This is a genomic window from Brevibacterium sp. UBA7493 (genome assembly GCF_002479565.1).
GTDB classification, from domain to species: Bacteria; Actinomycetota; Actinomycetes; order Actinomycetales; family Brevibacteriaceae; genus Brevibacterium; species Brevibacterium luteolum.
Genome location: NZ_DLOD01000003.1, coordinates 296,239 through 311,185 on the forward strand (window position 1 = coordinate 296,239; position 14,947 = coordinate 311,185).

The 14,947-nt window shown below is 68.0% G+C and carries 13 protein-coding genes; all 13 read right to left on the bottom strand.

The window, feature by feature from the left end:
- Positions 1–65: 65 nt before the first annotated feature.
- The 13 genes from aroB to aspS all read right to left on the bottom strand — a co-directional run bounded on the left by aroB (position 66) and on the right by aspS (position 14,931).
- Positions 66–1,169, bottom strand: a complete 1,104-nt coding sequence (aroB, locus tag B4E96_RS02705; RefSeq protein WP_286956307.1) for a 3-dehydroquinate synthase — start codon at positions 1,167–1,169, stop codon at positions 66–68.
- The gene (locus B4E96_RS02710) at positions 1,166–1,870 is read right to left on the bottom strand and encodes a shikimate kinase (RefSeq protein WP_257994991.1); all 705 of its coding nucleotides are present in this window, start codon (positions 1,868–1,870) and stop codon (positions 1,166–1,168) included. Before B4E96_RS02710 ends, aroB begins: the two co-directional genes overlap by 4 nt.
- Positions 1,867–3,060: a chorismate synthase gene (gene aroC, locus B4E96_RS02715; protein ID WP_102160313.1), complete on the bottom strand. Its 1,194-nt coding sequence runs from the start codon at positions 3,058–3,060 to the stop codon at positions 1,867–1,869. The genes B4E96_RS02710 and aroC overlap by 4 nt, the downstream gene beginning before the upstream one ends.
- A gap of 10 nt (positions 3,061–3,070) precedes the next feature.
- Positions 3,071–3,841, bottom strand: a complete 771-nt coding sequence (locus B4E96_RS02720) for a prepilin peptidase (protein ID WP_259833601.1) — start codon at positions 3,839–3,841, stop codon at positions 3,071–3,073.
- Positions 3,838–4,719 (bottom strand): shikimate dehydrogenase family protein, encoded by an 882-nt coding sequence (locus B4E96_RS02725; protein WP_286956309.1) that lies wholly within the window; start codon positions 4,717–4,719, stop codon positions 3,838–3,840. Before B4E96_RS02725 ends, B4E96_RS02720 begins: the two co-directional genes overlap by 4 nt.
- Positions 4,720–4,793: 74 nt before the next feature.
- The gene (gene mltG, locus B4E96_RS02730) at positions 4,794–5,942 is read right to left on the bottom strand and encodes an endolytic transglycosylase MltG (protein ID WP_259795482.1); all 1,149 of its coding nucleotides are present in this window, start codon (positions 5,940–5,942) and stop codon (positions 4,794–4,796) included.
- Between the two features lies 1 nt (position 5,943).
- Complete coding sequence (ruvX, locus tag B4E96_RS02735) at positions 5,944–6,420, bottom strand: Holliday junction resolvase RuvX (protein ID WP_259844963.1); 477 nt, start codon at positions 6,418–6,420, stop codon at positions 5,944–5,946.
- Positions 6,420–9,077, bottom strand: a complete 2,658-nt coding sequence (gene alaS, locus B4E96_RS02740; RefSeq protein WP_286956311.1) for an alanine--tRNA ligase — start codon at positions 9,075–9,077, stop codon at positions 6,420–6,422. Before alaS ends, ruvX begins: the two co-directional genes overlap by 1 nt.
- 169 nt (positions 9,078–9,246) lie before the next feature.
- Complete coding sequence (rpsD, locus tag B4E96_RS02745; protein WP_102160322.1) at positions 9,247–9,873, bottom strand: 30S ribosomal protein S4; 627 nt, start codon at positions 9,871–9,873, stop codon at positions 9,247–9,249.
- A 213-nt stretch (positions 9,874–10,086) separates the two neighbouring features.
- Positions 10,087–10,455: a hypothetical protein gene (locus B4E96_RS02750; RefSeq protein ID WP_286956312.1), complete on the bottom strand. Its 369-nt coding sequence runs from the start codon at positions 10,453–10,455 to the stop codon at positions 10,087–10,089.
- Between the two features lie 912 nt (positions 10,456–11,367).
- Positions 11,368–11,610 carry an ATP-binding cassette domain-containing protein gene (locus B4E96_RS02755; protein ID WP_286956313.1) on the bottom strand — a complete coding sequence of 81 codons (243 nt, stop codon included), beginning with the start codon at positions 11,608–11,610 and terminating at the stop codon, positions 11,368–11,370.
- Between the two features lie 109 nt (positions 11,611–11,719).
- Positions 11,720–13,156: a replication-associated recombination protein A gene (locus B4E96_RS02760; protein ID WP_286956314.1), complete on the bottom strand. Its 1,437-nt coding sequence runs from the start codon at positions 13,154–13,156 to the stop codon at positions 11,720–11,722.
- On the bottom strand, positions 13,153–14,931 hold the full coding sequence (gene aspS, locus B4E96_RS02765) for an aspartate--tRNA ligase (protein ID WP_170274216.1): 1,779 nt from the start codon (positions 14,929–14,931) through the stop codon (positions 13,153–13,155). The genes B4E96_RS02760 and aspS overlap by 4 nt, the downstream gene beginning before the upstream one ends.
- Positions 14,932–14,947: the final 16 nt, after the last annotated feature.

Here is a 14,947-nt window from a genome sequence, read left to right on the forward strand (position 1 = left end):
ATAACGGCGGCGCCGTTCGCGGCGCACCAGGGGTCAAGTGTAGCAAGGCCTTTCGGCCTGTCAGGTCAGCTCAGCCGGGTGACCGGCGATTCGGTGCCGATCGCCTGGTAGGCGGTGTAGAGCAGGCTGGTGTCGGCGGCTTCGAGGACGCCGGGGCTGGCCAGGTCGTCGAGGACGATGAAGCGCATGAGGCTTCCGCGGGCCTTCTTGTCCCGGCGCATCGTCTCCAGCAGCTGCGGCCATTTGTCGCCGCGGTAGCCGGTCGGCAGGCCGAGGTGCTCGAGCACGCTGCGGTGCCTGTCGACGACCGCAGCGTCGAGGTTGCGGGTCATCGCCGAGAGTTCGGCGGCGAACATCATGCCGACGGCTACGGCCGCTCCGTGGCGCCACTGGTAGCGTTCGGTGCGTTCGATCGCGTGCCCGAGGGTGTGACCGTAGTTGAGGAACTCGCGGCGGCCGGATTCCTTGAAGTCATCGGAGACGACGTCGGCTTTGACCTGGATGGAGCGTTCGATGATCTCACGCAGCTGCGGCGAGGTGTGGTCTGCCAGCTGCTCCCGAGGTGTCGATTCGATGATCTCAAGGATCGCCGGGTCGGCGATGAAGCCGCATTTGACCGCCTCAGCCAGGCCGGTGAACAGCTCGTTCTCCGGCAGAGTGGCCAGCGTGTCGGTATCGGCGAGGACACCGGCTGGGGCGTGGAAGGCGCCGACGAGGTTCTTGCCCTCGGGGGTGTTGATGCCGGTCTTGCCGCCGATCGCGGCATCGACCATGCCGAGCACCGTGGTCGGGATGGTCACGAAGCGGATGCCGCGCAGCCAGGTGGCGGCGACGAAGCCGGCGAGGTCGGTCACCGCTCCCCCGCCGACGGCGACGATCGCGTCCGAGCGGGTGAAGTCGGCCTGTCCGAGGACCTGCCAGCAGAAGCTGGCGACCTGGATGTGCTTGGCCTCCTCGGCATCGGGGATCTCCGCTGACATCGCTTCGAACCCGGCAGCGCCGAGGTCCTCGCGGACGAGTTCACCGGTGGTGCGCAGTGCCCGCGGATGGATGACGAGCACTTTGCTCACGCGTGAGCCGAGCAGCTCGGGCAGAGTGCCGAGCAGTCCTGAGCCGACGTGGACGCTGTAGTTCCCGCCGCCGGTCACGTCGATGCGCGTGGAGCTCACGCCTCATCACTTCCTTCTGTGTCGTCTGCGTCTGTGCGCTGGCCGTCCTCAGCGTACCCGCCATCGGCGTGTGCTGCTTGGGCCTCGCCCTCGGCGGCGAACTTCGCGTAGTTCTCTGCCCGCTGCAGGCCGGTGAGCACGTCGACGACTCGGTTGACGACCGTCGAGGGCGGGTCGTTGGACGCCGAGACGGTCGCGGTGGCCACCGACTCGTACAGCGGCCGGCGCTCCTCGGCCAGGGCCTTCCAGCGTTCGACCGGGTCCTCGTCGGCCAGCAACGGCCGGTGGGAGCCGTGCAGCCGGGCAGAGGCGGTCTCCTCGTCGATCTCGATGCTCATGACCTTGATCACCGGGTGCTTCAGCTGGGCGCGGGTTCCGGAGTTGAGGATCGCGCCGCCACCGAGTGAGACGACCCCGGGCCGATCGAGCAGCCGGCGCAGGGCGCGCCGGACGACCTCGCGTTCGATCGCCCGGAAACGGGCTTCCCCGCGAGTGCGGAAGATCTCAGCGATCGGCCCGTGGGCGGAGACGATCATCGCGTCGGTGTCACTGAACGGGATCCCAAGGCGGTCGCCGAGCAGCCGGCCGATCGTCGACTTTCCTGCCGCCGGTGGGCCGATGAGCACGATCCGGGCAGTGGCCGCCGGCACCGGGTCGAGCGGCGGAGCCGGGCGCGGGACGGGCAGCTCCGGCGTGTTCACGAGTGTGAGCGCAGCGTATCCGGGATTGCGGCGAGGTAGGAGTCGAGGTTGCGCTTGACCTCGGCCAGGGAGTCCCCGCCGAACTTCTCGCAGACGGCCTCGGCCACGACCAGGGCGACCATCGCCTCGGCGACAACACCGGCAGCTGGCACGGCGCAGACGTCAGAGCGCTGGTGGTGGGCCCGGGCGGCCTCACCGGTGGTGACGTCGATGGTGTCCAGGGCGCGTGGGACGGTGGCGATGGGCTTCATCGCCGCACGCACGCGCAGGCTCTCACCGGTCGACATGCCTCCTTCAGTGCCGCCGGCGCGGTTGCTGCGGCGGGTGATGCGGCCCTCCGCCCTCTCGATCTCATCATGTGCCGCCGAGCCGCGACGGGCAGCTGTGCGGAAGCCGTCGCCGACCTCGACACCCTTGATCGCCTGGATGCCCATGAGGGCTCCGGCCAGCCGGGAGTCGAGCCTGCGGTCCCAGTGGACGTGGGAGCCGAGTCCTGGAGGCACGCCGTCGACGATGACTTCGACGACTCCGCCGAGGGTGTCGCCGGACTTCTTGGCATCCTCGACCTCGGCGACCATGCGCGCGGACAGCTCTGCATCGAAGCAGCGCAGCGGGTCGGCATCGAGAGCCGGCACGTCGTCGATGGTCGGCAGAGCTTCCTCACCGGAGCCGGCGACCGGGCCGATGGCCACGGTGTGGGAGAGCACGGTGATGCCGAGTTCGGCGAGCATGCGGGCAGCGACGGCGCCGAGCGCGACGCGCATAGCGGTCTCGCGAGCAGAGGCGCGTTCGAGGATCGGGCGCGCCTCGTCGAAGCCGTACTTCTGCATGCCGACCAGGTCGGCGTGACCGGGGCGGGGGCGTGAGAGCGGGGCGTTGCGTGCCTGGTCGGCGAGCACCTCGGGATCGACCGGATCGGCGCTCATGACGGTTTCCCATTTGGGCCATTCGGTGTTGCCGACTTCGATGGCGATCGGTGAGCCCAGCGTGGAGCCGTGGCGGACACCGCCGAGGATGCGCACCTCATCGGCTTCGAACTTCATGCGGGCGCCGCGGCCGTAGCCGAGCCGGCGGCGCGCCAGTGCCTGGGAAATATCGTCGCGAGTGACGGGGACATGGGCCGGGATCCCCTCCAGGATCCCGACAAGTGCCTCACCGTGTGACTCGCCTGCTGTCAGCCATCTCAACATTCAACCCATCCTACAAAAAGGCCGCACCGACCAGGACAGTCGTCCACGTTCCGATCAGCATGTAGGGTCCGAAGGCGATCTTCGATGCCCACTGCCGGCGCTTGGTGGCGAGCAGGATGAGCACGTGGACGACGGCGATGCCGTTGATGAGCAGCAGCGCCAGGATGGGGCCGCTCGGGCTCAGGGCAGTGGTGAGCAGGCCGACGCTGATTGAGAGCTTGACGTCGCCCATGCCCATCGTCGACCGGCGCATGAGGGTGCCGGCGACGTTGAGGATGACGAAGAAGATGAGCATGGCCAGTGCCCCGATCAGGCCGTTGAGCGCTGGGGTGCCGGCACCGGCCCACAGGTGGTCGTCGCTGCGGTCGGCCTGCCCGACGCCCATGATGAGCGAGATGAGGAACAGCGCCAGGGACAGCACGGTGATCGGCATGACGATCCGGTTGGGCAGCCGGTGGATGGAGATGTCGATCCAGAACAGCCAGCCGGTGGCGCCGGCGACCATGGCGAAGGCGATCATGAGAGGTACGTCTGCCAGGGTGCGTGAGAGTGCTCCAGGCACGATGAAAGCGGCCAGCCAGGAAAGGACGAGGCCCACGCTGGAGAGCACGAAGGTGACGAGCCCGCCGGGCCGGTTGATGCTGTTGACCCCGCGCAGCAGCCGGATGCCTGCCTCGTCGTTGATGATCCATGGGAACCGCAGCCAGATGAGAAGGCTGGTGAGCAGGGCAACGCCCACGGTGATGGTGAGGCTGGCGACAAGCGACAGCTGCTCGATCATCGGCGGTCTCCTTTCGCGGTGTGCGCGGTTCTCAGGGCTTCGGTCATGGCAGCGGCCAGGCGCGGCCGCCAGGTCTGGGGTGGCGCGTCGAAGCCGGCGGCGGCTGCGAAGAGCAGCTGCTGTTCGACGGCCTGGTGGATGAGCATCCGCTCCCCGGCGATCGCCTGTCCGCCGTGGGCGGCGATGTCGGCGCCGACGCTGTAGCCGCCTGCCGCATAGGCGACGTCGAGGAGCACGGTGGCCGCGTCGACGCTGTCCGGCCAGCTGAAGGACTCAGGACTCAGCGCACCGGCCGGCAGCGTGGAGACGGTCAGCGGGCATTGACCCGGCTGATAGTCGGCCAGCGGGTGGATGGCTGCCTGCATGCCGAGGCGGGAGGCGAAATCGGCTGCTCCCCTGGCTCGTTCCGGCCTGCGCGCGTAGAGGTCGAGTGCGGCGACGCCGAGGCGGTGGAGTGCGGCCACAGCCGAGGCGGCGGTCGCCCCGCTGCCGAGGATCGCAGCGGTGTCGGTGGCTGCGGGCTGGCATTCGGCGATCGCCTCGACGATGCCGATGACGTCGGTGTTGGCGATCCGCTGCCCGTCAGGATGCCGGATGAGGGTGTTGGCGGCACCGGTCTGGGCAGCGGTCTCATCGCTGTGCCAGCTGCGGTCGGCGGCAAGGCCGACGAGCTCGGTCTTCAGCGGCATCGTGAGTGAGAATCCGGTGTGCTCCGGGTGTTCAGCGAGGAAGGCTGCGAGCTGGTCGTCGGTGACTTCGAAGCGGCCGTAGCTGCTCGCCTCGGCGATGCCGAGTGCGCGGTAGCCTGCGGTGTGGAGCACCGGTGAGAGGCTGTGGGCGATCGGCGAGCCGAGCACGGCGGCGGTGATCCCGGTCATCAGGTTCTCCTCTCCTGGCGGTGGTCTCCCACCTCACGACATCATCTCAGCCTGTGCTTGGCCTGGGTTCGACCTCAGCCCTCGCCTCCGGCGTCGTCACTGGGGTTGTTCTTGCGGTGCTCGCGCAGCCAGACGCGGTACTCTTCGACGTTCTTCTGGTGGTCGGCGTACGTCTCGGCGTACTTCGTCTCACCGGTGTCGGGGTTGACGGCGACGAAGAACAGCCAGTTGCCGTCGGCGGGGTTCTGCGCGGCTTCGACTGCTTCGGCACTCGGTGAGTTGATCGGTCCCGGCGGCAGTCCGGTGTGCTTGTAGGTGTTGTAGGGGTTGTCGGATTCGCGCTCCTCCTGCGTGGTGGTCAGGTCGGAGCGCGCGCCGTGGATGTAGCTGACGGTCGCGTCGGACTGCAGCGCCTGGTCTTTGTCGATGCGGTTGAGGAACACGCGGGCGACCTTGGCCCGGTCTTCGGGGTTGCCGGGGGCTTCGACCTGCACGATGCTCGCCAGGGTGAAGACCTCATTGACCTTCTCCGCAGGGATGCCGATCTCGTCGATCTCCGCTTTGGTCTTGTCGACCATCTCCTGGACCATCTGCTCGGCGGTCATCTTCGGCTTGATCTCATAGGTCGCCGGGTACAGATAGCCTTCGAGGTTGGGAGCCTCGATGTCGAGTCCGTAGTCGGCTGGCTTCTTGTCGTCGATCGCCTCGTTGATCGAGGACTCGTCCATGCCGGAGTCGAGCATCCGGCCCTTAATCTGCTTGATGCTGAAGCCCTCGGGGATGGCCAGGCGCTGGTTGACCAGCGGGTCGATGAGCGCTTCGACGGCGGCTGCGGAGCTCATCTGCTTACGCATCGTGAAGTCCCCGGCCTGGATGACGGCGTCGCGCTTCTCGATCTCGTCGAGGAAGGGCTTCGAGGACATGATGACGTCCTGTTCGACGAGGTGGTTGGCGACCTCGCGGGCGGAGCTGCCGGGCATGACCGTGATGACGATCTCGTCTGTGCCCTCACCTTCGTAATCGCCTTTCTCGGCGAAGATCTCCGAGACCACTCCAGTAGCGGTGGAGAAGGCGACGGCGCCGACGACGCCGAGAACGAGGACACAGGCGGTGAGTATAGTGACGGTGCGCCTGCGGCGCATCATCTGCCGGCGGCGTTTGGCGCGCAGTTCCTGACGGGAGAGACCGTCATCGGTTGCGTCGAACTCCTCTGACAGGTTCACCTCAGGGCTCCTCGGTCGTGTCGATGGGGCTGCCGGCGGGCTGGCCGGTGCGCTTCTCCTGATCGATCGCCGCCTGCAGGATCATCACCGCTGCAACAGAATCGACGATCTCGCGTCTCTGGCGCGAGCTTCTGCCAGCTGACTGTAACACGCCGTGTGCCTGGGTTGTGGTGAATCGCTCATCGACTTCGCGGACCGGAATGTCGGTCTGACCTGCAAGGACCCGTGCGAAGGAGCGGGCGGCCTCGGCTGAGGCGCGCTGCTGGCCGTCGAGTGAGGTCGGCAGTCCGGTGATGATCTCGATCGGCTCGTGCTCGGCGATGAGCGCATGCAGCTCGGTGAGCGCGCGCTCATCGCCGTCGCGCCGGTACACGGTGGTCAGCGGCGTGGCGAGGATCCCGTCGGGATCGCACTGGGCCACGCCGATGCGCACCGAGCCGATGTCGAGGGCGAGCCTGCGGCCGCGGCGGAACGCCACTAGGCGGCTCCGAGTTCGCGGCGCAGTGCGGCCAGTGCCTCCGGCGCCTTGCTCATGTCGGTTCCTCCGCCCTGGGCGAGGTCGGGCCGGCCGCCGCCTCCGCCGCCGAGGATCTGGCAGGCGGTCTTGACGAGGTCGCCGGCCTTGTATCCGGCCTCGCGTGCGGCGTCGTTGAGTCCGACGACGACGCTGGGCTTGCCGCCGGCGTTGCCGATCGCAGCGACGACGGCAGCTTCGGAGCCGAGGCGGTTGCGCACGTCCTGGACGAAGGAGCGCACGTCATCGCCGGAGGAGACTTCGCCGAGTTCGGTGCCGCTGAAGACGATCTCACCGATCCGCTCGGCGGACTGCACAGCCGAGCCGGCAGCGGCGAGCACCTGCTGCTGGTTGAGCTTGGCGATGGTCCGCTCAGCTTCCTTGATCTTGGCCAGCAGTCCGGAGACGCGGTCGATGACGTCGGGGCCGGGCACCTTGAGCATGTCGGACAGGGACTGCACGATCGTGCGCTCCTTGGCCAGTTCGCGGAAGGCGCTCAGGCCGACAGTCGCCTCGATGCGGCGGGTGCCGGAGCCGACGGATGCCTCGGAGACGACCGAGATCGGGCCGACCTCGGTGGTGCGCAGCACGTGGGTGCCGCCGCACAGCTCACGGGAGAACGGGCCGCCGATGTCGACGACGCGCACGATGTCCGGATACTTCTCACCGAACAGGGCCAGAGCGCCGGAGCGTTTGGCGTCTTCGAAGGGCATGTACTCATACGCCACGTCAAGGTTGTCGCGCACCGCGATGTTGGCCGCATCCTCAATCTCTGCGCGGGCGGCAGCAGAAGGTGCTTCTGGGAAGGAGTAGTCGAAGCGCATGTAGCCGGGCTGGTTGAGCGAGCCGGCCTGCACGGCGTTCGAGCCGAGCACCTCGCGCAGCGCGGCGTGGATGAGGTGGGTGGCCGAGTGGGCCTGGGCGGCCTGGAAGCGGTGGCCGGCATCGACTTCGGCGTGCACTTCAGATCCCGGGTGCAGGGCGCCTTCGACGATGCGCACCCGGTGGGCCGGCAGACCCTTGAGCGGGTTCTGGACATCGAGGACCTCGGCGACGAAGGCGTCACCGCGGATGATGCCGATATCGGCCTTCTGACCACCCGATTCGGCGAAGAAGGGGGTGACGTCGAGGACGAGGTCGACTTCGTCTCCGGACTCAGCGGCCTCGACGCTCTCCCCTGCTGCCACCACGCCGCGGATGCGGGAGTCAGCGGTGAGGTTGTCGTAGCCGATGAATTCGGTCGAGCCCTCTTCGAGCAGCGCGGAGTACGCCGACAGATCGGTGTGCATGCCGCCCTTGCGGGCCTTGGCATCGGCCTTGGCGCGCTGGCGCTGTTCGGCCATGAGCGCGGCGAAGCCCTCCTCGTCGACGGACACGCCGTGCTCGGCTGCCATCTCGAGGGTCATGTCGATCGGGAAGCCGTGCGTGTCATGCAGGGCGAAGGCCACGTCGCCGCTGATGGTGCCGCCTTCGCCGACGGCGTCGACGGAGCGGCCGAGCAGCTGGGTGCCGGATTCGAGGGTGCGCAGGAACGCGGTCTCCTCGGCATAGGCGATGCGCGAGATCCGGTCGAAGTCGGTCTCCAGCTCCGGGTAGGAGTCCTTCATCGCATCCTTCGACACCGGCAGCAGGGTCGGCAGCACCGGCTCGGTGACGCCGAGCAGGCGCATCGCACGCACCGCACGGCGCAGCAGGCGGCGCAGGATGTAGCCGCGGCCTTCGTTCGAGGGGCGCACGCCGTCGCCGATGATGATGAGGGCGGAGCGGACGTGGTCGGCGACGACGCGCATGCGGACATCGTCTTCTTCGCTGTCACCGTACTTTCGGCCCGAGAGCTTCGAGGCGGCCTCGATGACAGGGTAGACCTCGTCGATCTCGTACATGTTCTCGACGCCCTGCTTGAGGAAGGCCACGCGCTCCAGGCCCATGCCGGTGTCGATGTTCTTGGCCGGAAGTTCCTTCTCGATGGTGAAGTCGACCTTCGAACGGACCTCGGAGAGTGCGAACTCCATGAACACGAGGTTCCAGATCTCGATGTAGCGGTCCTCGTCGGCGACCGGTCCGCCTTCGACGCCGTAGGCCGGGCCGCGGTCGTAGTAGATCTCCGAGCAGTAGCCGCCGGGGCCGGGCTGGCCGGTGTGCCAGAAGTTGTCCTCGTTGCCGCGGGTCTGGATCCGCTCGGCCGGGATCGAGGTGTTCTCCAGCCACAGGTCGATGGTCTCGGCGTCATCGGCGTGCACGGTCGCCCACAGCCGGTCGGGGTCGAAGCCGAGGCCGCCGTCCTCTTCTGAGTTCGTCAGCAGTCCCCAGGCGAAGCGGATGGCGTCGTCCTTGAAGTAGTCGCCGAAGGAGAAGTTGCCGTTCATCTGGAAGAACGTGCCGTGGCGGGTGGTCTTGCCGACCTCTTCGATGTCCTGGGTGCGCACGCACTTCTGCACGCTGGTCGCCCGCGGGTATGGGGCTGGTTCGCGGCCGGAGAGGTATGGGATGAACTGCACCATGCCGGCGATGTTGAACAGGATCGTCGGGTCGCTGCTGATCACCGACGCGGACGGCACGACGGTGTGGCCGTTGGCGGCGAAGTACTCGAGCCAGCGCCGTTTGATCTCTGCAGTCTTCATGCGAACCTTTCGAAACTGTTGCGGGGTCAGGCGGGAGGCGATGACGGCCGGTGGCCGGCGCCTCGGGCGCGGAGCGTTCCTCCTGCGCCATCATACAAACCTGCCCGGGCATTCGCAGTGGCGAACACCCGGGCAGGAGGTGCTGCGCAGCGTCTGCGCAGACGGTGGATCAGCGTGAGTAGTACTCGACCACGAGCTGGATGTCACACGTGATCGGAACCTCTTCTCGCTTCGGGCGGCGCAGCAGCGTCGCCTGCAGGGCTTCGAGGTCGACCTTGAGGTAGCCCGGGACGGCCGGCAGGACGTCGCGGTGACCACCGGCAGCGGCGATCTGGAAGGGCTCCATCTCAGCGGACTTCTGGTGGACGTGGATCATCTGGCCTTCCTTGACGCGGAAGGACGGACGATCGACGCGCTGGCCGTCGACCATGATGTGACGGTGGACGACGAACTGGCGGGCCTGCTGGATGGTGCGGGCGAAGCCGGCGCGCAGCACGAGGGCGTCGAGACGCATCTCGAGGAGCTCGACGAGGTTCTCACCGGTCAGGCCCTGCTCGCGGCGGGCCTCCTTGTAGACCTTGAGCATCTGGGCTTCGCGGATGTTGTACTGGGCGCGCAGACGCTGCTTTTCCTTCAGGCGGACCGAGTAGTCGCTGTCGTTGCGGCGGCGGGCGCGGCCGTGCTCACCGGGCGGGTACGGGCGGCGCTCGAAGTACTTCTCGGCCTTCGGAGTCAGCGGCAGACCCAGGGACCGCGAGAGGCGGACCTGGCGGCGCGAACGTGCGGGTGCAGGCATGGATGCCAACCTTTCGTGTTTCTTCTGCCTCGGCTGATCCCGCGCGTGCGGGTGTCTCGGTCAGCGTGGGAGGCTGCTGTTTCCGCGTGTGGAAAGAGGATCGGCTCCGCGAGACCGGAGCCCATCGACCGCCCTGCAGCCGATTTCGGCCAGGCACAGCACCGCAATACCTTACCGGCTGGCAGGCGGGCGGGGCAAATGGGTGAGCAGAGCTCAGACCTCCACCAGCTTGGCGATCTGGTTGACCTTGTGGCGGGCCAGGGCGAAGTTCGACCGCGACCGGTCGAGGACGAGGTAGATGAACAGGCCTTCGGTGTCGGATTGGTTGAGCACGGTGATGAGGTGGTAGGCCGTGCCGAGGGTGAGCATGATGTCCTCGATGCTGTCGTCGATGTCGAGGACTCTCATGGTGCGCAGCTTTGCGCGCACGACGTCGGCGTTGCCGGCTGCTGCGACGTTGAGGTCGAATCCGGGGTGTCCGCCGGTGGCCAGGGCCATGCCGGAGGAGATGTCGACGATGGCTGCGCCGGTGGCGCCTTCGATGATGAGCATCTGCTGGATGAACGTGTCGATCTGCGACATGGGTGGGTTCTCCTTCTCGGCGGGCGCATCGTCGGATGCCCAGCGATTCGATCGTGCGGACCACCTTCTGCAGTCGGCGCATGTCCTCGATGACCGACCCGGAGCCTGCCGCGTCTGCTCCCTGGATCGAGGTGAGAGCCCCGCCGAGGGTGGCCGTCTCACCGCTGCCGATCTCGTCATCGCGGTCTGAGAGGTATCCGATCCCGTGGCGCAGAGCGTCGACCACGCCGTTGAGACGGACGTCGACGCCGTCGATGAGCATGCGTCCATCGGTGAGGCTGTCGGCGCCGACGAGCAGCGCGACAGGTTCTGCGATTCCCAAGCGGCGCAGCCCGGTGATGCCGAGGACCTCCCCGGCGCGGATGTCGAGATTGACCGGTGCGAGACCGCGCGTGCCGACGGCATCGCGCAGCTCCATGAGCGACCCTCCGCTGTGTGCCGGAGCTGGGCGCCGGCGCTGTTCGAAGGTGCCGCCGAACAGGGAGGTGAACAGCGCGGTGTTCGTCGCGGCTCCCTGCTGCAGTTCGCTCACGAGTCGGCCCTCCCGGATGACGAGCACACGGTCGGCCAGCGCCGCGACCTCGTCGAGGCGGTGGGAGATGCTGACGATGGCCCGTCCTTCGGCAGCCAGCTTGTTCGCCAGCGCGTGGAACAGGGGGATCTCGTGGTCGTTGAAGGTTGCGGTGATCTCGTCGAGGAGGATGAGCTGTGTTTCTGCGTACGCCAGGCGCAGCAGTTCGACGACAGTGATGTCGGCCCGTTCCAGGTCCCCGAGGCGTTCGAGCGGGTCGAGGTCGCTGCCGTAGTCCGCCAGAGCCTGGCGGGCGAACTCGAGCTGACGCTCGGTGGTGAGGCTGGCTCGGTAGGTCTCGCGCACAAGCGCCTCAGCAACGGTGAGGCGCGGGTCGACACTCAGGCGCTGGGTGACGATGCCGACGCCGGCGGCTTGAGGCCGGCCAGCAGGTCGAGGAGAGTCGTCTTGCCGGCGCCGTTGCGGCCGATGAGGCAGACGATCTCGCCGCGGGTGATGTCGAATCCGACGCTGTCGAGAGCTGCGGTGGAGCCGTATGCTTGCGCAGTCCGCGCGCGCTCAGAAGGGTCTCGCTGTGCACAGTGGATTCTTGTGGGGTGTCGAGGGGGAGGAACAAGGATCATGCGTGCAGTTGGGGGATGGCATGACGGCACCTGCAGGAGCCTAGCAGGTGTCAGGCCACATGCGCGCGGTTCGCCACGGACGTTCGTCCGCAGTTCGGAGAAGCAGGCGTCACTTTCCGGCGCGCAGCCGGGCGATCGCTGCCAGCCGTTCGGCCATGCCCTTCTCCGCGCCGTTGGCTGTCGGCGTGTAGTACTGGGCACCTGCCAGGGTCTCGGGCAGATGGTCTTGGGCGGCAACCGAATGCGGGTAACTGTGGGCGTATTTGTAACCGGCACCGTGTCCGAGGGCTTTCGCACCTGGGTAGTGGGCGTCGCGCAGGTGCAGGGGCACCTCGCCTGCCTTGCCGGCCTTGACGTCAGCGATCGCGGCGTCGATGGCGGTGTAGGAGGCGTTCGACTTCGGGGCGCACGCGAGGTAGACGACGGCTTCGGCCAGCGGGATGCGGCCCTCAGGCATGCCAATGCGCTCGACGGCGGTCTGGGCGGCCACGGCCAGCGGCAGGGCCTGCGGGTCGGCCATGCCGATGTCCTCGGCGGCGGCGATGACGATGCGCCGGGCGATGAACCTGGGGTCCTCACCGGCGACGATCATCCGGGCCAGGTAGTGCAGGGCGGCGTCGGGGTCTGAGCCGCGGATCGACTTGATGAACGCGGAGATGACGTCGTAGTGCTGGTCGCCTGCCCGGTCGTAGCGGACCACGGCCTGGTTGGCCGATTCCGCGGCCTGATCCCGGGTGATGGCGGTGGTCTCGTCGCTGCCGGAGGTGGCCCGCGCGCTGGCGGCGGCGGCTTCGAGGACGGTCAGCGCCCGCCGGCCGTCACCGGAGGCGACCTGGACGATGTAGTCGCGGGCGTCGTCATCGAGGGTGAAGGTGCCGGCCAGCCCCCGCGGGGATTCCAGCGCCCGGTCGATGAGTGCGGCCACCCCCTCGTCGGTCAGCGGTTTGAGGGTCAGGACCAGCGAGCGGGAGACGAGCGGGGCGATGACGGAGAACGACGGGTTCTCGGTGGTGGCGGCGATGAGCACGACGAGCCGGTTCTCCACGGCCGGCAGCAGGGCGTCCTGCTGGGCTTTGGAGAAGCGATGGATCTCATCGAGGAACAGCACGGTCGTGCGCTGGTAGAGCTCCCGGTCGTTGCGGGCGTTCTCGATGACCTGGCGGACGTCCTTGACGCCTGCGGTGATGGCTGAGAGTTCGACGAACTTGCGGTTGGGGCTGTGCGAGATGACGTGGGCGATCGTCGTCTTGCCGACTCCGGGTGGGCCCCACAGGATCACCGAGGTGGCCCCGGCGCGAGCGCCGGCGCGGGCTTCGGCGAGCTGGTGCAGCGGTGAGCCGGGGGCGGTGAGGTGCTCCTGGCCGACGATCTCGTCGATGCTGCGCGGGCGCATTCGCACCGCCAGCGGGTCGAATGCGCTGACACCGCTCAGGTCGTCTGGGTTCGGCGGTGCGGCGGTTTCTGCGGGCTCGGTGCCAGAGGCGGCCGCCGGTGCCTCGTCGGCACCTGCAGCCGCCTCGTTGGCCGATGAGAACAGGTCGCTCATTCGTCCTCGGCGTCAGGGTCGTAGTCGACCCCGGCCTCGGCGCGCTGTTCGGCGGTGATCGGCGCCGGGGCGTCGGTGAGCGGGTCGTAGCCGCCGCCGGTCTTGGGGAAGGCGATGACTTCGCGGATCGAGTCGGTGCCGGCGAGCAGGGCGACGATGCGGTCCCAGCCGAAGGCGATGCCGCCGTGCGGGGGCGCACCGAAGCTCAGGGCTTCGAGCAGGAAGCCGAACTTCTCCTGCGCTTCCTCCTGCGTGATGCCCATGACGTCGAAGACGCGCTGCTGGACCTCGGGGCGGTGGATGCGCAGCGAGCCGCCGCCGATCTCGTTGCCGTTGCAGACGATGTCGTAGGCGCTGGCCAGAGCCGAGCCGGGATCAGTGTCGAAGGTGTCGAGGTATTCGGGCTTCGGGGCGGTGAAGGCGTGGTGGACGGCCGTCCACTTGCCTTCGCCCACAGCGACGTCACCGGCAGCCACGGCGTCCTCGGCCGGTTCGAAGACCGGGGCGTCGACGATCCACACGAACGACCAGTCGCCGTCCTTGATGAGGCCGGTGCGCTCGGCGATCTCGTTGCGGGCGGCACCGAGCAGTGCGCGAGCGACTGCCGGCTTGTCGGCAGCGAAGAAGATCGCGTCGCCGGGCTTGGCGCCGACCTTCTCGGCCAGGCCGGCCTTCTCCTCTTCGGAGATGTTCTTGGCCACCGGGCCGCCGAGGGTGCCGTCTTCGCCGATGAGCACGTAGGCCAGGCCCTTCGCGCCGCGCTGGCGGGCCCAGTCCTGCCAGCCGTCGAGCTGGCGGCGCGGCAGCGAGCCGCCGCCGGGGTAGACGACGGCGCCGACGTAGGGAGCCTGGAACACGCGGAACGGGGTGTTGGCGAAGTACTCGGTCAGGTCGGTCAGTTCGATGTCGAAGCGCAGGTCGGGCTTGTCGGTGCCGTAACGCTCCATCGCCTCCCAGTAGGGCATGCGCGGAATCGGCCGGTCGATGGTGTGACCGATAAGCTCCCACAGCGCGGCGAGGACGTCTTCGGCCAGGGCGATGATGTCGTCCTGTTCGACGAAGGAGGCCTCGATGTCGAGCTGGGTGAACTCCGGCTGCCGGTCAGCGCGGAAGTCCTCATCGCGGTAGCAGCGGGCGAGCTGGTAGTAGCGTTCGATGCCGCCGACCTGCAGCAGCTGCTTGAACAGCTGCGGCGACTGCGGCAGCGCGTACCAGGAGCCGGGGCGCAGGCGGGCCGGGATGACGAAGTCGCGGGCGCCTTCAGGGGTCGAGCGGGTCATCGTCGGGGTTTCGACTTCGATGTAGCGGTGCTCATCGAGCACCCGGCGGGCGGCCTTGTTGGCTTCGGAGCGCAGGCGGATGATGCGGGCCGGTTCGCTGCGGCGCAAGTCGAGGTAGCGGTGCTTGAGGCGGACCTCCTCGCCGACGGTGCCGGAATCCTCGGCGTGGTCGGAGACCTGGAACGGCAGCGGCGCCGCCTGCGACAGCACGGTCACCTCGGTGTCGACGACCTCGATCTCACCGGTGGCCAGCTGGTCGTTGGTGTTTCCCTCCGGGCGGGCGGCGACGGTACCGGTGACCTGGATGACGGTCTCGTTGCGCAGCTTGTCGGCGACGTCCTCGCGCACGACGACCTGCACGATGCCCGATGAGTCGCGCAGGTCGATAAAGGCCACTCCCCCGTGGTCACGGCGCCGGTCGACCCATCCGGTGAGGGTGACGGTGCTGTCGATGTCGGGCGTGCCGAGGGTGGCCGCCTCACGGGTGCGTAGCATGGGGTGGAACTCCTTC

What these genes read in the sequence shown, in the direction of transcription:
- aroC (WP_102160313.1), bottom strand. Translation starts at nt 3,060, where the DNA reads ATGTTGAGATGGCTGACAGCAGGCGAGTCACACGGTGAGGCACTTGTC.
- B4E96_RS02720 (WP_259833601.1), bottom strand. Translation starts at nt 3,841, where the DNA reads ATGATCGAGCAGCTGTCGCTTGTCGCCAGCCTCACCATCACCGTGGGC.
- B4E96_RS02725 (WP_286956309.1), bottom strand. Translation starts at nt 4,719, where the DNA reads ATGACCGGGATCACCGCCGCCGTGCTCGGCTCGCCGATCGCCCACAGC.
- alaS (WP_286956311.1), bottom strand. Translation starts at nt 9,077, where the DNA reads ATGAAGACTGCAGAGATCAAACGGCGCTGGCTCGAGTACTTCGCCGCC.
- rpsD (WP_102160322.1), bottom strand. Translation starts at nt 9,873, where the DNA reads ATGCCTGCACCCGCACGTTCGCGCCGCCAGGTCCGCCTCTCGCGGTCC.
- B4E96_RS02750 (WP_286956312.1), bottom strand. Translation starts at nt 10,455, where the DNA reads ATGTCGCAGATCGACACGTTCATCCAGCAGATGCTCATCATCGAAGGC.
- B4E96_RS02755 (WP_286956313.1), bottom strand. Translation starts at nt 11,610, where the DNA reads ATGATCCTTGTTCCTCCCCCTCGACACCCCACAAGAATCCACTGTGCA.
- B4E96_RS02760 (WP_286956314.1), bottom strand. Translation starts at nt 13,156, where the DNA reads ATGAGCGACCTGTTCTCATCGGCCAACGAGGCGGCTGCAGGTGCCGAC.
- aspS (WP_170274216.1), bottom strand. Translation starts at nt 14,931, where the DNA reads ATGCTACGCACCCGTGAGGCGGCCACCCTCGGCACGCCCGACATCGAC.